The 19221-nt window shown below is 57.4% G+C and carries 15 protein-coding genes; 7 read left to right on the forward strand and 8 right to left on the reverse strand.

The window, feature by feature from the left end:
• Nucleotides 1-78 precede the first annotated feature (78 nt).
• Nucleotides 79-342 (forward strand): DUF3077 domain-containing protein, encoded by a 264-nt coding sequence (locus TU76_RS23650; RefSeq protein ID WP_048352600.1) that lies wholly within the window; start codon nucleotides 79-81, stop codon nucleotides 340-342.
• Nucleotides 343-434: 92 nt separating this feature from the next.
• Here the strand turns inward: TU76_RS23650 and argA are convergent, their stop codons facing one another.
• Nucleotides 435-1733, reverse strand: coding sequence for an amino-acid N-acetyltransferase (gene argA / locus TU76_RS23655; RefSeq protein ID WP_019821782.1), 1299 nt, complete (start codon nucleotides 1731-1733; stop codon nucleotides 435-437).
• Nucleotides 1734-1865: 132 nt separating this feature from the next.
• Complete coding sequence (gene argE / locus TU76_RS23660) at nucleotides 1866-3008, reverse strand: acetylornithine deacetylase (protein WP_019821784.1); 1143 nt, start codon at nucleotides 3006-3008, stop codon at nucleotides 1866-1868.
• 156 nt (nucleotides 3009-3164) lie between these two features.
• Between argE and TU76_RS23665 the strand changes: the two genes are divergently transcribed.
• Nucleotides 3165-4553: a CYTH domain-containing protein gene (locus TU76_RS23665; RefSeq protein WP_048352601.1), complete on the forward strand. Its 1389-nt coding sequence runs from the start codon at nucleotides 3165-3167 to the stop codon at nucleotides 4551-4553.
• 45 nt (nucleotides 4554-4598) lie between these two features.
• Here the strand turns inward: TU76_RS23665 and TU76_RS23670 are convergent, their stop codons facing one another.
• From TU76_RS23670 to TU76_RS23685, 4 genes are all read right to left on the reverse strand, one after another.
• Nucleotides 4599-5168 (reverse strand): lipocalin family protein, encoded by a 570-nt coding sequence (locus tag TU76_RS23670; RefSeq protein WP_046810259.1) that lies wholly within the window; start codon nucleotides 5166-5168, stop codon nucleotides 4599-4601.
• A gap of 21 nt (nucleotides 5169-5189) precedes the next feature.
• Entirely contained in the window at nucleotides 5190-5444 is a 255-nt protein-coding gene (gene bamE / locus TU76_RS23675) for an outer membrane protein assembly factor BamE domain-containing protein (RefSeq protein ID WP_019821790.1), read from the reverse strand.
• A 269-nt stretch (nucleotides 5445-5713) separates the two neighbouring features.
• The gene (locus TU76_RS23680) at nucleotides 5714-6724 is read right to left on the reverse strand and encodes a class 1 fructose-bisphosphatase (RefSeq protein WP_019821792.1); all 1011 of its coding nucleotides are present in this window, start codon (nucleotides 6722-6724) and stop codon (nucleotides 5714-5716) included.
• Nucleotides 6725-6955: 231 nt separating this feature from the next.
• Nucleotides 6956-9403 carry a glycogen/starch/alpha-glucan phosphorylase gene (locus tag TU76_RS23685; protein ID WP_019821793.1) on the reverse strand — a complete coding sequence of 816 codons (2448 nt, stop codon included), beginning with the start codon at nucleotides 9401-9403 and terminating at the stop codon, nucleotides 6956-6958.
• Between the two features lie 265 nt (nucleotides 9404-9668).
• Here TU76_RS23685 and TU76_RS23690 point away from each other — a divergent pair, with 265 nt between their 5' ends.
• Nucleotides 9669-10106 (forward strand): YkgJ family cysteine cluster protein, encoded by a 438-nt coding sequence (locus TU76_RS23690; protein ID WP_037031547.1) that lies wholly within the window; start codon nucleotides 9669-9671, stop codon nucleotides 10104-10106.
• 224 nt (nucleotides 10107-10330) lie between these two features.
• Here TU76_RS23690 and typA read toward each other — a convergent pair whose 3' ends face one another.
• Both typA and thiI read right to left on the reverse strand, forming a co-directional pair.
• Nucleotides 10331-12151 (reverse strand): translational GTPase TypA, encoded by a 1821-nt coding sequence (gene typA / locus TU76_RS23695; protein ID WP_003438614.1) that lies wholly within the window; start codon nucleotides 12149-12151, stop codon nucleotides 10331-10333.
• A 140-nt stretch (nucleotides 12152-12291) separates the two neighbouring features.
• A complete protein-coding gene (gene thiI / locus TU76_RS23700; RefSeq protein WP_037032087.1) occupies nucleotides 12292-13746 on the reverse strand; it encodes a tRNA uracil 4-sulfurtransferase ThiI in 1455 nt (484 codons plus the stop codon).
• Between the two features lie 332 nt (nucleotides 13747-14078).
• Here thiI and glnA point away from each other — a divergent pair, with 332 nt between their 5' ends.
• The 4 genes from glnA to ntrC all read left to right on the forward strand — a co-directional run bounded on the left by glnA (nucleotide 14079) and on the right by ntrC (nucleotide 19013).
• Nucleotides 14079-15485, forward strand: a complete 1407-nt coding sequence (glnA, locus tag TU76_RS23705; protein ID WP_016783124.1) for a glutamate--ammonia ligase — start codon at nucleotides 14079-14081, stop codon at nucleotides 15483-15485.
• A 225-nt stretch (nucleotides 15486-15710) separates the two neighbouring features.
• The gene (locus tag TU76_RS23710) at nucleotides 15711-16232 is read left to right on the forward strand and encodes a DUF4124 domain-containing protein (protein WP_019824844.1); all 522 of its coding nucleotides are present in this window, start codon (nucleotides 15711-15713) and stop codon (nucleotides 16230-16232) included.
• 265 nt (nucleotides 16233-16497) lie between these two features.
• Nucleotides 16498-17583: a nitrogen regulation protein NR(II) gene (gene glnL / locus TU76_RS23715; RefSeq protein WP_019824842.1), complete on the forward strand. Its 1086-nt coding sequence runs from the start codon at nucleotides 16498-16500 to the stop codon at nucleotides 17581-17583.
• Nucleotides 17580-19013, forward strand: coding sequence for a nitrogen regulation protein NR(I) (gene ntrC / locus TU76_RS23720; protein ID WP_046810336.1), 1434 nt, complete (start codon nucleotides 17580-17582; stop codon nucleotides 19011-19013). The genes glnL and ntrC overlap by 4 nt, the downstream gene beginning before the upstream one ends.
• Nucleotides 19014-19221: the final 208 nt, after the last annotated feature.

Genomic DNA, 19221 nt, shown 5'->3' on the forward strand with positions numbered 1-19221 from the left:
TTCTCAGCCCGCGCACGGCTGCCACCATTTGCCTGAGAACAAAAAGTGGCAGCTCTTAGTTCCATAGGAGCGCACTCAATGACTGATCGTCCCCCAATCAAAACCCTCGGCACCGTCACCTTCGGCCCCTGCGGCCAGGGCAACCACGAGCTGTTTCGCGTTAACCCCGACATACCGTTGCGCCAGGCGCTGGAGCAGGTGTCGGCCTTGCTGTATTGCGCAAAAAAACTGGCGCTGGATGCCGCGCTGGACAAGAACTGTCAGCACCATGCCTGGGCTTCGCATTACTTGTGCGACATGGGCAAGGCGGTGATTGATGATGTGTGTTTGCGGGAGTTATGACGGGGTTTGTTGAGCCCCGTGGGAGCGAGCCTGCTCGCGAAAGTCATCGCGAGCAGGCTCGCTCCCACAGTTGAATGGTTCCTCGTCAGCGGTTACAGCGTCTTCTCGAAGATCTTGGAGTTACGCTGATAGTTGTACAGCGACGCTCGCGCCGCAGGCAGACGCTCAACACCACTAGGTACAAACCCGCGCTCACGGAACCAGTGCGCAGTGCGCGTAGTTAAGACGAACAGCGTTTTCAACCCCTGAGCCCGAGCACGGTTTTCGATACGCTCCAGCAGCTCATCGCCACGGCGACCATGACGGTACTCCGGGTTCACCGCCAGGCACGCCAGCTCCCCCGCATCCGAATCGGCAATCTGATACAGCGCCGCACAGGCGATAATCATCCCTTCGCGCTCAACCACGCTGAACTGTTCAATCTCACGCTCCAGCACTTCTCGCGAGCGACGCACCAGAATGCCCTGCTCTTCCAACGGGCTGATCAGATCGAGCAAACCACCGACGTCTTCAATCGCCGCTTCGCGGATCAGTTCGAATTGTTCCTGGGCGACCAACGTACCGCCACCGTGACGGGTGAACAGCTCCGTCAGCAAAGCGCCATCTTCGGCATAGCTGACGATATGGCTACGAGCCACACCACCGCTACAGGCCTCGGCAGCTGCTTCCAGCAGTTCGGCCTGGTAGTCGCTGCCCAAACGCTTCATGTGGGCAGGCACTTGCTGTGGGCGCAGCTCACGCACCAACCGCCCTTCTGCGTCGAGCAAGCCGGACTCGGCGCCGAACAACAACAGCTTGTCCGCCGCCAGGTCGATCGCGGCACGGGTGGCGACGTCTTCACAGGCCAAGTTGAAAATCTCACCGGTCGGCGAGTAGCCCAAGGGCGACAGCAACACAATCGAGCGCTCATCGAGCAGACGGTTGATGCCCTTGCGGTCGACACGACGGACTTCGCCGGTATGGTGAAAGTCCACGCCATCGAGCACGCCAATCGGCCGTGCGGTAACCAGGTTGCCGCTCGCCACCCGCAGGCGCGAGCCCTGCATCGGCGAAGACGCCATGTCCATCGACAAGCGCGCTTCAATCGCAATGCGCAACTGCCCTACTGCGTCGATCACGCACTCCAGGGTTGAGGCGTCGGTGACGCGCATGCCGTTGTGGTAATACGGCACCAGACCGCGGGACTCAAGCCGGCTATCGATTTGCGGGCGCGAGCCGTGAACCAGTACCAGGCGCACGCCCAAACTGTGCAACAACACCAGGTCGTGGACGATATTGCCAAAATTGGGATGTGCCACGCCGTCGCCGGGGAGCATGACGACAAAGGTGCAATCGCGGTGGGCATTGATGTAAGGAGACGCGTGACGCAACCAGTTAACGTAATCGTGCATAACCAAAGCCTGTAAAAAATAAATCGCCTAAAAAGGGCTAAAACAGCAAACGCACATCGGGCTGATGGTTATCGTCGAAACAGGGTCGGCAACACGCGCGCGCTCCTTGTGTGAAATGCAAAGGGATCGCCACTACTTCAGGCAATAGTGTTCGACCAGTTGAGTCAGTAGACGCACCGTAGGCTGCAAACGTGACATTTCCAGGTATTCCCCCGGCTGATGCGCGCAGGCGATATCGCCCGGCCCCAGTACCAACGTTTCGCAGCCAAGCTGCTGAAGATAAGGCGCTTCGGTGCCAAACGCCACTGCTTGCGCGCGATGCCCGGTGAGTCGCTCGGCAACCCGCACCAACTCAGCGTCGGCGTCCTGTTCGAATGGCGGCACTCCGCCAGCAATGGGGGCGAAATCAATCTTCACCTGATGGCGCTCGGCCAACGGTTGCAGCTTGCCGCGAATGATGGCCCGCAGTTCGTTGGGGTCCATGCCCGGCAACGGTCGCAGGTCAAACTCAAGCGAGCATTGCCCGCAAATCCGGTTCGGGTTATCGCCGCCATGAATACAGCCAAAGTTCAGGGTCGGTTGCGGCACGCTGAACTGCGGGTTGCGGTATTCATTGAGCCACTGCTGGCGCAGGCCTTTGAGTTCGCTGATCACATCGTGCATGGCATCAAGTGCGCTGTGACCCAGGCTTGGATCGGATGAGTGGCCGCTGCGTCCGAGAATCTCGATGCGCTCCATCATCACACCCTTGTGCATGCGGATCGGCTTGAGTCCGGTCGGCTCGCCGATCACGGCGGCGCGGCCCAGCGGCCTGCCGGCTTCGACCAGCGCCCTGGCGCCAGCCATCGACGTCTCTTCGTCGCACGTGGCCAGAATCAGCAGCGGCTGCTTGAACGGTTGATCGAGCAACGGGCGTACCGCTTCGATCACCAGTGCGAAAAAACCCTTCATGTCGCAACTGCCAAGGCCGACCCAGCGGTTATCCACTTCTGTGAGTTTGAGTGGATCGGTTTGCCACAGCGCTTCATCGTAGGGCACGGTGTCGCTGTGCCCGGCCAGTACCAGCCCGCCGGGACCGCTGCCGAAGGTGGCGAGCAAGTTGAACTTACCAGGGCTGACCTGCTGGATATCGCAGTTAAACCCCAACCCACTCAGCCAGGTGGCCAGCAAGTCGATCACCCCACGATTGGACTGATCCAGATAAGGCTGGGTGCAACTGACCGACGGTGTGGCGATCAAGGCAGCGAACTGCTCTTTCATGGAAGGTAAAGGCATGCGCTGACTTCCTGTTGGCGGGGCAAGGCCCATCATAGAGCTATCTGCGAGGCAGAATAAACCCGTTCGGCGCGCCGGGGCGGCTTGTCCTGTACACTGCACGGCCTTGGCAGCCACACTTTTCCCGGCTGCGCACCGATCCTGGATTTTCCGGCCATGCAAAAAGAAACTGAAATCAAACTCCGCGTCAGCCGCGAAACCCTCGCCGCCCTGCGCGAGCACCCCTTGCTGAAAAAGCGCAACAAAAGTGGCTGGGAAAGCCGTGAGTTGTTGAACCAGTACTTCGACACCCCTGAGCGCGATCTGGCCAAGGCCAAGGTTGCCCTGCGCCTGCGCCGTGACGGTGAAGACGTTATTCAGACCCTCAAGACCCGCGGCCAAAGCATTGCCGGTCTGTCCGAGCGTAACGAGTACGACTGGAACCTGCCCAAAGCCAAGCTCGACATCAAGAAGCTCGACGGCGAATGCTGGCCCGAAGAGTTGGCCGAGCTGGACAAAAAAACCCTGAAGCCAATCTTCACCACTGATTTCGTACGCGAACGCGCTGAAATCTCCTGGGGTCGCGGCAAGGCCAAAGTGGTCATCGAAGCCGCCCTGGATCTGGGTCACGTGATTGCCGGCAAGCAGAAAGAAGAGATCTGCGAACTGGAACTCGAACTGCGCGAAGGCGAGCCATCCGCCCTGCTGGAACTGGCTGCAGAACTGGCCGAGAAGCTGGCCCTGATGCCATGTGACATCAGCAAGGCCGAGCGTGGCTATCGCCTGTTCGACGCCAACAGCTACTCCGTCAACCTGCCAGCGCCAGAGCTGACCCCCGAGACGCCGCTGGACGATGCCTTTGCGGCACTGGCCTGGCACTTGCTGGGCAACAGCCAGCGTCTGGCCGAGCAGTATCGCTTCAATGGCCACTGGCGTTTGCTGCAGGATTGGGTTCAACAGTTGATTGACCTGCGCGCGCTGGTCAGCAGCCTCGGTCAAGCCGCTCCACGCCAATCCACCAGCACCTTGCGTGCAGCGCTGGACGCCCTGCTTGAAGACTGGCGCCCGCTGGTTCAGATCGGCCAGGACGACGAAGACGTTCGTAAAGCCGCACCTGAGCAGTTCCTTGAAGAGCTGGAAGACCCGCGCTGGGGTCAATTCTCCCTGAACACTTCGCGCTGGTTGATGGCGCGCAGCTGGACCGTTGATCGCGGCACCACCCGTGGCAATCGTCAGGGCGCTGCACAGCTGCACAGCTGGCTGCCGCGTTTGTTGTCGGATGAGGCGATTGCCTTGCGCTTGAACCGCTACCAGCAACAACCCGAAGACCTGGCCGAGCAACTGCCGCGCATCGAGCGCATTCAGGCGTGGTTGCGCCTGGCGCGTAACGTGCTGGAAATTCCGGAACTGGACCGTTTGTACGGAGAGATGAACAAGCTGCAGGAATTGGCCAACATGCCAATCACTGACGACGCAGAGCAAAACGACGAATTGCTCAACGCCCGCAAGCAGCAAGCCATCGCCGTGTACCAGAACCGCGCCTGGAAGACCCTGCTGCGCGCTTAAACGCCCAGCCAACGCCCCTTGGCGCCAGCTGAGGGGCGTTCCTGTTTATTGAGTGTCTTTGGGCATATCTGCATCCGGCGTGCGCCAGATCAAGCGTGACGTGTCGTAGCCCTGCTGCTGAGCCTTGCTGAGCAATTCATCACGGGTTTGCTCATCAACCTGCGGCTTGCGCGACAACAACCACAAATAGCGTCGGTCGGGATTGCCCACCAGCGCCGTGCTGTAGTCATCCCCCAGGTACAACACCCAGTAGTCGCCCTTGGTCACACCCGGCAGCACGGTTGATACCCAGTTGTCGAACTCGACCCACAGCTTGTCGGTTTTACCCTCCACCTGCGGGGTCGCCGTGCCCTTCGCCTCCTCCCATTTGCCCTCTGCCGTGCGGCAGCGGTTCAACACCGCGACGTTACCGTCGGGCTTCAAACTGTAATGGGCTTCAGACTGCGCACAGTTGCGCTGGAAGAACATCGGCAATCGCGCCAATTCATACCAGGTGCCCTGATAGCGCTTGAGGTCGACACTTGTGACAGTATTGGGCGCCAGAGAATCGCTGCTGGAACCCGTGCATCCGGCCAGCAACAGCGCGGCCCCCAAGCTAACTAAAAGACGTTTCATCGCGAACGCTCCCGATCAGTATTACTTCAGACCCTGACCCGAAAAAATCAGCACTTTATCGCCCGCGTATTGCACGCTGATAAAGCTCTTCTGATCGCCCCAGGTGCAGCTCGACATCCCCAATGCGCCCGAACAATCGGTCGGGCTGCCCAGAAGCTGCTCAACTTCAGCCTTGGTCATGCCCGCCGACAGTTTTGAATAGTTTTCTTGATTGATCTTGCTGCACGCCGTCAGCAATACGCAGAACGACAACATCGCCAAATAACGCAATTTCATGGAAAGCTCCTGCAGGGAAAGGTCGGCACAGATGCCTGATGCAAGCTTAGAAGAGAAAAGCACAGGGTGGTTCCCGCAGGGCGCAGGGATTTATTTGGCGGGGGGGGAGATGGTGTCCGTAACAGCTGCCGAAGGCTGCGTTCGGGGGCGCAGCCGCCGTAAATTCAGAAGTCCCGGTCTATCTGACGGGTCGCTACTTATGAATTTACGATTGCTTCGCAATCGAACGCAGCCTCGGTCCTTCGGCAGCTGCTACAGGCGCGGCATGCTTAGGCTTTGTGGTAATCGGTAATGCGCGCGACTTCTTCTTTCGAGCCCAGGTACACGGCTACACGCTGGTGCAAGCCTTCAGGCTGGATGTCGAGAATGCGCTGATGGCCGTCAGTGGACGCACCGCCCGCCTGCTCCACGAGGAACGACATCGGGTTGGCTTCGTACATCAGACGCAGCTTGCCAGGCTTGGACGGCTCACGGCTGTCGCGCGGGTACATGAACAGACCACCGCGGGTCAGAATGCGATGCACGTCCGCAACCATCGCGGCGACCCAACGCATGTTGAAGTTCTTGTTCAGCGGACCTTCTTCACCGGCCAGCAATTCGTCTACATAGCGTTGGACCGGAGCTTCCCAGTGACGCTGGTTAGACATGTTGATGGCAAATTCCTGGGTGGTTTCAGGAATGGTGATGTCTTCGTGGGTCAGAACGAAGCTGCCCATTTCACGGTCCAGGGTGAAGCCTTTAACGCCGTCGCCCAAGGTCAATACCAGCATGGTCTGAGGACCGTAGATGGCATAACCGGCAGCTACCTGCTGTGTGCCTGGCTGCAGGAAGGCCTTTTCATTCAAAGGCTCGTTCTGAGTCAGGTATTCGTTCGGGCAACGCAACACGGAAAAAATAGTGCCGACCGGAGCATTGATATCAATGTTCGACGAACCGTCCAGTGGGTCGAATACCAGCAGGTAGGCGCCTTTCGGATACTTGCCCGGGATCTGGTAGGCGTTGTCCATTTCTTCAGACGCCATGCCGGCCAGGTGACCGCCCCATTCGTTGGCTTCGAGCAGGATCTCGTTGGAGATCACATCGAGCTTCTTCTGCACTTCACCTTGTACGTTTTCGGTGCCCATGCTGCCCAGAACACCACCCAGGGCGCCTTTGGACACGGCGTGGCTGATCTCTTTGCAAGCACGCGCCACCACTTCGATGAGGAAACGCAAATCAGCAGGCGTGTTGTTGCTGCGGGTCTGCTCGATCAAATAGCGACTCAGGGTAACGCGGGACATGTAAGGCTCCGAACAATGGGGAGGGGGCGAAAAACCCGCGCAGTTTAACGCGTGTTGCCGTGCAAATCTTCTAATCAGACTCAGAACCGACAGAGCGAGTTCTGCTGAACCCTTAAATCAGGCGAAAACGGGTAGAGACTTTGTTCCCGGTCAAGGCCCCTTGTGGGAGCGAGCCTGCTCGCGAATGCTCTTCGCGAGCAGGCTCGCTCCCACGGCTAGAGTGGCTGTGTCCTACAGCGCTTTCCAGATATCGGTAGCGTACTCGCGAATGGTCCTGTCCGACGAGAACCAGCCCATGCGCGCCGTGTTCAGCACAGCTTTACGCCACCACTCGTCCTTGTCCTGCCACAAATGCTCCACGCGCATCTGCGCATCCCAATACGCATCAAAATCCGCGCACACCAGAAACCGGTCGTATTCGATCAGTGAATCCACCAGCCCGGTGTAACGCGCCGGATCATCGTGTGAAAAGACCCCGCCGCGAATCGCCTGCAATACATCATTGAGCCGATGCGATGCCGCCACATCCGGTGCCGCATGGAACTCGCCATTGTGCTTGCGCGCTTCAACCTGCTGCGCACTGAGCCCGAAAATGAACATGTTGTCGGCACCGACCCTCTCGCACATCTCAACGTTGGCTCCATCCATCGTGCCGATAGTCAGTGCACCGTTGAGGCCGAACTTCATGTTGCTGGTGCCCGATGCTTCGTAGCCTGCGGTGGATATCTGCTCGGACAAATCCGCCGCCGGGATGATGCTTTCGGCCAGACTCACGTTGTAGTTGGGGATAAACACCACTTTGAGCAAACCGCGCACCGTGGGGTCGTTATTCACAGTACGGGCGATGTCGTTGGCCAGTTTGATGATGAGTTTGGCCTGCTCATAACTGGCCGCCGACTTACCGGCAAAAATTTTCACCCGTGGCACCCAGTAATTTCCGGGCTCGGCACGAATGGCCTGATACAGCGCGACGGTGTGCATCAAGTTGAGCAATTGGCGCTTGTACTCATGAATTCGTTTGACCTGCACATCGAACATCGCTTCAGGGTTAACCACGATACCCAAGCGCTCGTAAATCAGCGCCGCCAGAGTGCATTTGCTTTGCAGACGCTGCTCTGCAAAGCGCTTGCGAAAATCGGCGCGCTCGGCAAAAGGCTCCAGCTTGATCAGTTTGTGCTCGGTCTCATCAAGAACATCGACCCCCAGCGCGTCAACCAGCATCGAGGTCAGGGGCGGGTTGGCCTGGAACAGCCAGCGGCGGAAAGTGACGCCGTTGGTTTTGTTGTTGATCCGCTCAGGGTAGAGCTTGTGCAACTCGGCAAACACCGTGCTGCGCATCAACTGGGTGTGCAGCCCGGAAACCCCGTTCACGCTGTGGGAGCCCAAAAATGCCAGGTTGCCCATGCGCACTCGTCGACCATGGTCCTCTTCAATCAGCGAAACCGCACGCAGCACGTCAAAATCGTGAATACCCTTGGCTCGCAACGCATCGATATGGTGCGCGTTGATCAGATAAATAATCTGCATGTGCCGCGGCAACATGCGCTCCATCAAGCCGACGGGCCAGGTTTCGAGTGCTTCGGGCAGCAGCGTGTGGTTGGTGTACGACAGGGTATCGACGGTGACTTGCCAAGCGGCATGCCATTCAATGCCGTGCTCGTCGACCAGAATGCGCATCAACTCGGCAACGGCAATCGAGGGGTGGGTGTCATTGAGCTGGATCGATACATGCTCGGCCAGGTTCAACAGCGTGTCATGCACATGCAAATGGCGCCGCAGCAAGTCTTGCAGCGAGGCCGAAACAAAGAAGAACTCCTGACGCAGGCGCAACTCTTGCCCCGCTTCGTTGCTGTCGGCCGGGTACAGCACGCGGGAGATGCTTTCAGCCCGCACGACTTCGGCCACTGCGCCCAAGTGGTCCCCCGCGTTGAAACGGCTCAGGTTCAAGTCGTGCAGCGCCCTCGCCCGCCACAGGCGCAAGGTGTTGACACTGGCTCCGCGCCACCCCACTACGGGCGTGTCATAGGCAATTGCGCGCACGGTCTCGCCTGGCCACCAGATTTGTCGAAGCTGGCCCTGTTCATCCTGTTTGGTTTCAACCGAACCGCCAAAGCCGACCGAGTACAACACTTCAGCGCGCTCGAACTCCCAGGGGTTGCCGAAGTCCAGCCAGTTCTCGGTCTGCTCCTGTTGCCAGCCGTCAACAATGCTCTGGCGAAACAACCCGTGTTCATAGCGGATGCCGTAGCCGTGAGCCGCAATGCCCAGAGTTGACATGCTTTCCATAAAGCAGGCGGCCAATCGTCCCAGACCACCGTTACCCAGCGCCGCATCCGGCTCCAGCAGGCGGATGCGCTCCAGATCGACCCCAAGGTCGGTCAGTGCTTCGCGGGCCACCTCCAGCAGTCCCAGATTGCTCAGGCTGTCATACAGCAAGCGACCGATCAGAAATTCCAGGGACAGGTAATACACCCGCTTCTGGTCCTTGCGATAAATCTGGCGCGTGTGGTCCATCCAGTGCTCGACCATATGGTCGCGGGCGGCCAGAGCAATAGCTTCAAACCAGTCATGGTCAAACGCGTGTTCCGGGTCCTTACCCACCGCGTAAGTCAGTTTGGCTACTACAGCGGCACGGAAAGCCGCCACCTGTGCGTCACGAACAAGCGGTTCCTGGGGCATCGATACAACCTCAATCGAGATGGGGCGATTTGAAGAACGAATGGTGTCAGCCTAGACGCTTCGACAGAAACAAAGTGCTTTGGTTGGGGCTTTTTTGGAGGATTAACTGAAAATAACTGACGAAATGTGCGCCGCCCCAAAACGAGGCAGATACACCGTTGAATGCTTTAAAACATGGCCCTGATCGAAAAACCGGCAAATGGTTGTTCACACATTCATCAACACCGGTATGATCGCGCGCCCTGATGCACGCTGGAATACAAGCCTGATGAAGTCCAACCTGATCGCCGCCGCGGAAATCGACCGTCTCGATACCTGGGCCAAATACTCCGCGCCCATGTGCGGCTCCTGCATTTCCAGCTGCTGCACGTTGCCGGTCGAGGTCAAGATCAAAGACCTGATCCGCATCGGCATCGTCGATGAGTTCGAGATGGGTGATCCACCGAAAAACATCGCCAAGCGCCTGCAAAAAGAAGGGATCGTGGAGCGCTTCAACCAGAAATCCGGGATTTTCACGTTGCAGCGCATGAGCAACAACGACTGCCTGTACCTGGATCGCAAGTCGCGCATGTGCACCATCTACGAGATACGCCCGGATACCTGCCGCAACCACCCGCGAGTGGGCCCACGTCCTGGTTATTGCGCCTACGTGCCCAAAGCCGTCGAGCGTAAAAACAGCAGCGAGAAGTTGATGGTGTTCTAAGACACCACCTTTAAATACTCTGTTGTAGATCAAGCCCTATTGCGGGAGCGAGCCTGCTCGCGAACGACCTTCGCGAGCAGGCTCGCTCCCACAGTTGCCGTTTTCCTGTAGATACTCTGTTGCCGATTAAGCTTTCGACAGGTGTTTTTCATCGAAAACCCGGACATAAAAAAACGCCCCCGGCCGCAAGGCCGGGGGCGTTTTTTATTCAGCAGCTAAATCAATTACTTGCTGCTTTTTTTGCTAGCGCGGGTACGCTCGCTTTCGCCCAGGATCTTCTTACGAAGACGGATGGACTTAGGCGTTACTTCGCACAGTTCATCTTCTTGTACGAATTCCAGAGCTTGCTCCAGAGTGAAGCGGATAGGCGGAACCAGAGCGATGGTTTCGTCTTTACCCGAAGCACGCATGTTGTCGAGCTTCTTGCCTTTGGTTGGGTTAACGCCCAGGTCGTTGTCGCGGCTGTTGATGCCGACGATTTGACCTTCGTACACGTCTTCACCGTGACCCAGGAACAGTTTGCCGCGAGCTTGCAGGGTTTCCAGCGAGTAAGTCAGAGCCTTACCGGTAGCAACCGAAACCAGAACGCCGTTCTGACGGCCGGACATGTCGCCCGACTTCATCACGTCGTAACGGTCGAAGATCGAGGTCAGGATGCCAGCGCCCGAAGTCAGCGTCAGGAACTCGTTACGGAAACCGATCAGGCCACGTGCAGGGATGTTGTATTCAAGACGAACACGGCCCTTGCCATCCGGAACCATGTTGGTCAGATCGCCTTTACGGATACCGATCTGTTCCATGATTGCGCCCTGCGATTCTTCTGGCAGGTCGATGGTTACGTTTTCGTAGGGTTCGTGCTTAACGCCGTCAACCATGCGGATGATTACTTCCGGACGACCAACACCCATTTCGAAGCCTTCGCGACGCATGGTTTCGATCAGTACCGACAAGTGCAGCTCACCACGGCCAGACACTTTGAACTTGTCAGCGGTGTCGCCTTCTTCAACGCGCAGAGCAACGTTGTACAGCAGCTCTTTGTCCAGACGCTCTTTGATGTTACGGCTGGTTACGAACTTGCCTTCACGGCCGCAGAACGGCGAGTCGTTAACCTGGAAGGTCATCGAAACGGTAGGTTCGTCAACAGTCAGAGGCTTCATCGCTTCAACATTCAGTGGGTCGCACAGAGTGTCGGAGATGAACAGCTGGTCGAAACCACTGATGCAGACGATGTCGCCGGCAGCTGCTTCTTCAACGTCGATACGGTGCAGACCGTGGTGACCCATCAGCTTCAGGATACGACCGTTACGGCGCTTGCCGTCAGCATCGATAGCCACAACCTGAGTGTTCGGCTTAACGCGACCACGAGCGATACGGCCAACGCCGATAATGCCCAGGAAGCTGTTGTAGTCCAGTGCCGAGATTTGCATCTGGAAAGGACCGTCACGGTCAACTTTTGGAGCAGGAACGTGGTCAACAATCGCCTGGTACAGCGGGGTCATGTCTTCAGCCATGTCGGTGTGGTCAAGACCAGCAATACCGTTCAGGGCAGAGGCGTAAACCACTTTAAAGTCCAGCTGCTCTTCGGTAGCACCCAGGTTGTCGAACAGGTCGAAGATCTGATCCAGAACCCAGTCCGGACGTGCGCCTGGACGGTCAACTTTGTTGATAACCACGATTGGACGCAGGCCGGCTTCGAAAGCCTTCTTGGTCACAAAGCGGGTTTGCGGCATAGGGCCGTCTTGAGCGTCAACCAGCAGCAGAACGGAGTCAACCATCGACATTACGCGTTCTACTTCACCACCGAAGTCGGCGTGGCCCGGGGTATCCACGATGTTGATGTGGTAGCCGTTCCAGTTGATGGCAGTGTTTTTTGCCAGAATGGTAATACCGCGCTCTTTCTCCTGGTCGTTGGAGTCCATCACGCGTTCGTCGTTAAGCTCGCCGCGCTCCAGAGTGCCGGATTGACGCAAGAGTTTGTCTACCAGGGTAGTTTTACCGTGGTCAACGTGAGCAATGATGGCGATGTTACGTAGATTTTCGATCACTTGTGTATCTCGATCAGAGGATTCGGTGTGCTGACTGAGTCCAGGCAGCGATTAACAGTAGAGTCCGTGCAAGCCGTTACAGCTTGACGGCGGCGTCGGGGGGCCGGTGACGCAGGCCACAGGCATACAGCCCCGGGCTCTTAGCTCGGTCGATAAACGCGCACATTGGCATGTCCCTCACTGAGCAAATGGTGAGCATGCAGGCGACTCATCACGCCTTTGTCGCAATACAACAGGTACTGACGGGTGTCATCCAGTTCCTTGAAGCGGCTGTTCAGTGCATAGAACGGCATCGCTTGTACTTCGATGCCAGCCAGTTCCAGCGGTTGATCTTCCTGAGCATCCGGGTGACGGATGTCGATCACGATCTGGCCCGCCAGCACTTCGCTGACTTCTTCGACTTGCAAGTCCTGGCCCAATTCATCGATCACTCGATCAATCGGCACCATTTTGGCCCGCTCAAGCGCTCGCTCAAGCACGGCCATATCGAACTGTTGTTCTTCATACTCCACGCGGTTGCGTTTGGCGTGGGTCTTGGGGTTGACCGAAATCACCCCGCAATACTCAGGCATGTGCTTGGCAAAATCGGCCGTACCGATTTCAACCGCCTGATCAATGATGTCCTGCTTATGGCTCGCAATCAGCGGACGCAACACCAGTTTGTCGGTAGCCGAGTCAATCAGCGACAAGTTGGGCAGCGTCTGGCTCGACACCTGGGAAATCGCTTCACCGGTGACCAGCACTTCAATTTCGAGACGTTCGGCGATACGGGTCGCAGCGCGCAACATCATACGCTTCAAAATGACGCCCATATGACTGTTATCGACTTTACCGAGAATTTCGCCCAAAACTTCTTCGAACGGAACGCTGACAAACAGCACGCGCTGCGAGCTGCCGTACTTCTTCCATATATAGTGCGCGACTTCCATCACGCCCAGTTCATGGGCACGACCGCCCAGGTTGAAGAAGCAAAAGTGGCTCATCAGGCCGCGACGCATGATCTGGTAAGCCGCGACGGTTGAGTCGAAACCACCGGACATCAACACCAGGGTCTGTTCCAGAGAGCCCAGCGGGAAGCCGCCTATGCTGTCGTGCTGGCTGTGAATCACAAACAACCGTTGGTCGCGAATTTCGAAGCGCACTTCAATTTCCGGCTTTTTCAGATCAATTCCGGCCGCCCCACACTCACGACGCAGCTTGCTGCCGACGTATTTCTCGATTTCCATCGAGGTAAATGGGTGCTTGCCACCGCGCTTGCAACGCACGGAAAAAATCTTGCCGGCCAGCGCATCGCCAAAGTGCAATTTGCACTTCTCGACGACGTCGTCGAAGTCACCCAGCGGGTACTCGTCGACTTGAAGAAAATGCGCGATACCCGGCATGCAGCTCAGGCGTTCGGTCATTTCTTTCAAGGCTTTAGGGTCACTTACGCGCGTTTGCAGCTCGATGTTGTCCCACACGCCCGTCACCACCACAGCCGGGTCCAGATCGCGGAGCACAGCACGGATGTTTTTGGCCAGTTGACGGACGAAACGCATCCGAACCGGGCGGCTCTTGATAGTGATTTCGGGGAAGACTTTAACGATTAGTTTCATGAAAACAGCGCGCGAGCAGCCTGCCAAAAAAGGGGGGCGCGGATTATAGCGGAAATTGCTCAAGGTTTAACCAGTTATCGTACAAACGGTTTTCACTGCACCAAAATGGAACATAAACGCCTTTAATCGCTTCATTTGAGTGCGATAAATGCGCCTAATCGGTAGTCTTCGCCTCTAACCTGCTTGAGATTGGGGCAATAAACCCAAGTCGGGGCACTGGCATGCAATTTGCTCCCTTGTGAGGCAGGTTGCCTTGGCAGAGTATTCGCGCCGGCATCAACCACTTAATAAGGGCACGTAACTAACAGCCCTAAGCCACCCCGGAGGACACTATGTCGAAGTCGGTTCAACTCATCAAAGATCATGACGTCAAGTGGATTGATCTGCGCTTCACTGACACCAAAGGCACTCAGCACCACGTGACCATGCCGGCCCGTGATGCGCTGGATGAAAACTTCTTTACCGACGGCAAGATGTTCGACGGTTCCTCCATTGCCGGCTGGAAAGGCATCGAAGCGTCCGACATGATCCTGCTGCCAGACGACAGCACTGCCGTTCTGGACCCGTTCACCGAACAGCCAACGCTGATCCTGGTGTGCGACATCATCGAACCTTCGACCATGCAAGGCTATGACCGCGACCCGCGCGCCATCGCTACCCGTGCCGAGGAATACCTGAAGTCCACCGGTATCGGCGACACCGTTTTTGTCGGCCCGGAGCCAGAATTCTTCATCTTCGACCAAGTGAAGTTCAAGTCCGACATCAGCGGCTCCATGTTCAAGATCTACTCTGAACAAGGTTCGTGGATGTCCGACCAGGACGTGGAAGGCGGCAACAAAGGCCACCGTCCAGGCGTGAAAGGTGGCTACTTCCCAGTTCCGCCGTTCGACCATGACCACGAAATCCGTACCTCCATGTGCAACGCCATGGAAGAAATGGGCCTGGTTATCGAAGTTCACCACCACGAAGTGGCAACTGCCGGCCAGAACGAAATCGGCGTGCAGTTCAACACCCTGGTGAAAAAGGCTGACGAAGTTCAGACCCTGAAATACTGCGTACACAACGTGGCAGACGCCTACGGCCGTACCGCTACTTTCATGCCTAAGCCTCTGTACGGCGACAACGGCTCGGGTATGCACGTACACATGTCCATCTCCAAAGATGGCAAGAACACCTTCGCTGGCGAAGGCTATGCCGGCCTGTCCGACACCGCGCTGTACTTCATCGGCGGCATCATCAAGCACGGTAAGGCACTGAACGGCTTCACCAACCCGGCTACCAACTCCTACAAGCGTCTGGTACCAGGTTTCGAAGCTCCGGTAATGCTGGCCTACTCGGCCCGCAACCGTTCCGCTTCGATCCGTATTCCTTACGTGTCCAGCCCTAAGGCTCGCCGTATCGAAGCACGTTTCCCGGATCCAGCAGCCAACCCATACCTGTGCTTCGCTGCACTGATGATGGCTGGCCTGGACGGTATCCAGAACAAGATCCACCCTGGCGACGCAGCTGACAAAAACCTGTATGACCTGCCGCCTGAAGAGGCCAAAGAGATCCCACAAGTTTGCGGCAGCCTGAAAGAAGCCCTGGAAGAGCTGGACAAGGGTCGTGCGTTCCTGACCAAAGGCGGCGTTTTCAGCGACGACTTCATCGACGCTTACATCGCCCTGAAAAGCGAAGAAGAAATCCAGGTTCGTACCTTCGTACACCCGCTGGAATACGAGCTGTACTACAGCTGCTAATCCAGTAACGCTCGCGAAAGCGGCGTGACCTGAAGAGGCCTCCTACGGGAGGCCTTTTTTATGAGTAACGTCTTACACATACCTCGGCTATACCCAGCCAACTTCTCACCCATACCTGACAGCCACTCCAAAGCGCGATCTGTAGCTTGAGCCGACTTCCCAAACGGACGCTGCCATGACACGTGCAAACACCCTCAACGCTTTTTCCCTGTTGGCTGCCAGTTTGTGCGCGTCCTGCTGATCATTCTGTGGCTGATCGCCCTGCCCCTGAATGCGCAGGTGTTCAAACACATCGACGCTGACGGCAAGACCCATTACAGCAGCACCCCGCCAAACCTGACCGGCAACTCCCCTCTGAAGCTTGCCCCGCTGAATCGCCAGCCCGCCCTGATCATTACGCCACCGGCCAGCACTCAACAACTGCTGCCTGAAAAAGAGCCATATCCTTCTCACGCGCCCTACAAAACACTGTCCATTAACGGACTGCCTTCTGATCAAGCGCTGCGGGCCAACAATGGAACCTTCGCGTTGCAGATCAACATTGCACCACCCTTGCACAGCCAACATCGCCTGCAATGGATGCTCGACGATCAAGCCTATGGCCAGCCCAGCTCAAGCCTCGACTTGCATCTGGTCAATATTGATCGCGGCGAGCATCGTCTTTTGGTAAACGTATTGGAAGGCAACGTTGTGGTGCAGCAGAGCCCCGTCCTGCGTTTTTACCTGCAGCGATTTCATCAGCGCTGACACTAAAAAGCTCCGTACAGCCGGTATTTTGAGGGGACTGAATCTATTCAGCTCAATTGCACTATATTGGTGCAATAGTTACTCAAATGTTCACTTACCAGCCCAATTTGGTTCAAAACGATTCTCAACCGGATCAAGAGCGCCACCTTGATGGGCTAAAAGTCCTTATTTCAGGCCATTCGCGCATCTTTTCAGAGCCTTGGTTTGTTTATTGCATTTTCCTTGCACCAGCGCCTCACCCGCGCACGCAACCCGGGATTGGCCCATGACCATCAGTGATGCCCTGCACCGACTGTTACTCGACAACCTGACCACTGCCACGCTGTTACTCAATGCTGATTTACGCCTTGAGTACATGAACCCGGCAGCAGAGATGCTATTGGCAATCAGTGGTCAACGCAGTCACGGGCAATTCATCAGCGAGCTCTTTACAGAATCCACCGAGGCTTTGCATTCGTTGCGCCAGGCGGTTGAGCAAGCGCACCCGTTCACCAAGCGCGAGGCCATGCTGACCTCACTGACAGGCCAGAACCTGACCGTGGACTACGCCGTAACGCCCATCTTGAGCCATGGCGGCACCATGCTGCTGCTTGAAGTCCACCCCCGTGACCGCCTGCTGCGCATCACCAAGGAAGAAGCCCAGCTGTCCAAGCAGGAAACCAGCAAGATGCTGGTGCGCGGCATGGCCCACGAAATCAAGAACCCGCTGGGTGGCATTCGGGGTGCTGCGCAGTTGCTGGCCCGTCAGTTGCCTGACGAAAGCCTGCGCGACTACACCAACGTGATCATCGAAGAGGCCGACCGTCTGCGTAACCTGGTGGACCGCATGCTGGGTTCCAACAAACTGCCTTCGCTGGCCATGACCAATGTCCACGAAGTCCTGGAGCGCGTGTGCAGCCTGGTTGAAGCGGAAACACAGGGCAGCATCACATTGGTGCGCGACTACGACCCAAGCCTGCCCGACCTGCTGATAGACCGTGAGCAAATGATCCAGGCCGTACTCAACATCGTGCGTAACGCAATGCAGGCCATCGGTAGCCAAAACGAGCTGCGGCTGGGACGTATCAGCCTGCGGACCCGCGCCATGCGCCAGTTCACCATTGGCCACGTGCGTCACCGACTGGTCACCAAAATCGAAATTATCGACAACGGACCGGGCATTCCGGCCGAGCTGCAAGACACCCTGTTCTTCCCGATGGTCAGCGGGCGCCCAGATGGCACCGGGCTAGGCCTTTCCATCACGCAGAACATCATCAGTCAGCACCAGGGGTTGATCGAGTGTGAAAGCCACCCCGGCCACACACTCTTCTCGATCTTTCTACCACTGGAACAAGGAGCCGCATCGACATGAGCCGAAGTGAAACCGTGTGGATCGTCGACGACGACCGTTCTATCCGCTGGGTCCTGGAAAAAGCCTTGCAACAGGAAGGCATGACCACACAAAGTTTCGACAGCGCCGATGGGGTGATGAGTCGTCTGGCTCGCCAACAACCCGACGTCATTATTTCTGACATCCGCATGCCCGGCTCCAGCGGCCTGGACTTGCTGGCCAAGATTCGCGAACAGCACCCGCGCCTGCCCGTGATCATCATGACTGCCCATTCCGACCTGGACAGCGCGGTGGCCTCCTACCAAGGTGGCGCGTTCGAATACTTGCCCAAGCCGTTTGACGTCGATGAAGCCGTGTCACTGGTCAAGCGCGCCAACCAGCACGCCCAGGAGCAACAAGGCTTGGCAGCGCCCCCGGCACTGGCCAGAACACCTGAAATCATCGGCGAAGCGCCGGCGATGCAAGAGGTGTTTCGTGCCATTGGCCGTCTTAGCCATTCCAACATCACGGTACTGATCAACGGCGAATCAGGCACGGGCAAGGAGCTGGTGGCTCACGCCCTGCATCGCCACAGTCCACGCGCTGCGTCGCCATTTATCGCGCTGAACATGGCAGCGATCCCCAAAGATCTGATGGAATCCGAGCTGTTCGGCCACGAAAAAGGCGCCTTCACGGGAGCTGCAAACCTGCGCCGGGGTCGTTTTGAACAGGCCGATGGCGGGACCCTGTTCCTGGATGAAATCGGCGATATGCCTGCCGATACCCAAACCCGCCTGCTGCGGGTGCTGGCCGATGGCGAGTTCTACCGAGTGGGTGGGCACACGCCGGTCAAAGTTGACGTACGGATCATTGCTGCGACCCACCAGAACCTCGAAACCCTGGTTCAGGCCGGCAAATTTCGCGAAGACCTGTTCCACCGCCTGAACGTGATCCGCATCCACATCCCGCGCCTGTCTGACCGTCGTGAAGACATCCCGACCCTGGCCCGGCATTTCCTTAGCAGCGCCGCGCAAGAGCTGTCGGTAGAACCCAAGCTGCTGAAGGCCGAGACTGAGCAGTACCTCAAGAACCTGCCGTGGCCGGGCAACGTACGTCAGCTTGAAAACACCTGCCGCTGGATCACGGTGATGGCTTCGGGTCGCGAAGTGCATATCAGCGACTTGCCGCCGGAGTTGCTGAACCTGCAGCAAGACACCTCTCCTGTCACCAACTGGGAGCAGGCGCTGCGCCAGTGGGCTGATCAGGCGCTGGGCCGTGGCCAATCCAACTTGCTCGACAGTGCAGTGCCAACCTTTGAGCGGATCATGATCGAGACGGCACTCAAGCACACTGCGGGTCGTCGTCGCGATGCCGCGGTGCTGCTGGGCTGGGGCCGCAACACCTTGACCCGCAAGATCAAGGAACTGGGCATGAAGATCGACGGCGACGAGGAGGATGGCGACGAAGCTTAAGGCAGATCATAGCCCCTCACCCCAACCCTCTCCCAGAGGCAGAGGGAGCTGATCGGTGGTGATATTGACTGCGCGTGCGGTTGTAGAGACCGGTACATCCTTTACACATCTAACCGGGTACATCGTTTACACATTTACAGGCTTGAGACGCGTTTTGCACCGCGCTCAAGCCTGCCCAAAGGGTAGCTGCAAAGGTACAGATCCCACA

Source organism: Pseudomonas psychrophila, assembly GCF_001043005.1.
GTDB classification, from domain to species: domain Bacteria; phylum Pseudomonadota; class Gammaproteobacteria; order Pseudomonadales; family Pseudomonadaceae; genus Aquipseudomonas; species Aquipseudomonas psychrophila.

Excerpts from the sequence above, each read along its gene's own strand:
- TU76_RS23650 (WP_048352600.1), top strand. The coding sequence starts at position 79 with ATGACTGATCGTCCCCCAATCAAAACCCTCGGCACCGTCACCTTCGGC.
- argA (WP_019821782.1), bottom strand. The coding sequence starts at position 1,733 with ATGCACGATTACGTTAACTGGTTGCGTCACGCGTCTCCTTACATCAAT.
- argE (WP_019821784.1), bottom strand. The coding sequence starts at position 3,008 with ATGCCTTTACCTTCCATGAAAGAGCAGTTCGCTGCCTTGATCGCCACA.
- TU76_RS23665 (WP_048352601.1), top strand. The coding sequence starts at position 3,165 with ATGCAAAAAGAAACTGAAATCAAACTCCGCGTCAGCCGCGAAACCCTC.
- TU76_RS23670 (WP_046810259.1), bottom strand. The coding sequence starts at position 5,168 with ATGAAACGTCTTTTAGTTAGCTTGGGGGCCGCGCTGTTGCTGGCCGGA.
- bamE (WP_019821790.1), bottom strand. The coding sequence starts at position 5,444 with ATGAAATTGCGTTATTTGGCGATGTTGTCGTTCTGCGTATTGCTGACG.
- TU76_RS23680 (WP_019821792.1), bottom strand. The coding sequence starts at position 6,724 with ATGTCCCGCGTTACCCTGAGTCGCTATTTGATCGAGCAGACCCGCAGC.
- TU76_RS23685 (WP_019821793.1), bottom strand. The coding sequence starts at position 9,403 with ATGCCCCAGGAACCGCTTGTTCGTGACGCACAGGTGGCGGCTTTCCGT.
- thiI (WP_037032087.1), bottom strand. The coding sequence starts at position 13,746 with ATGAAACTAATCGTTAAAGTCTTCCCCGAAATCACTATCAAGAGCCGC.
- glnA (WP_016783124.1), top strand. The coding sequence starts at position 14,079 with ATGTCGAAGTCGGTTCAACTCATCAAAGATCATGACGTCAAGTGGATT.
- glnL (WP_019824842.1), top strand. The coding sequence starts at position 16,498 with ATGACCATCAGTGATGCCCTGCACCGACTGTTACTCGACAACCTGACC.
- ntrC (WP_046810336.1), top strand. The coding sequence starts at position 17,580 with ATGAGCCGAAGTGAAACCGTGTGGATCGTCGACGACGACCGTTCTATC.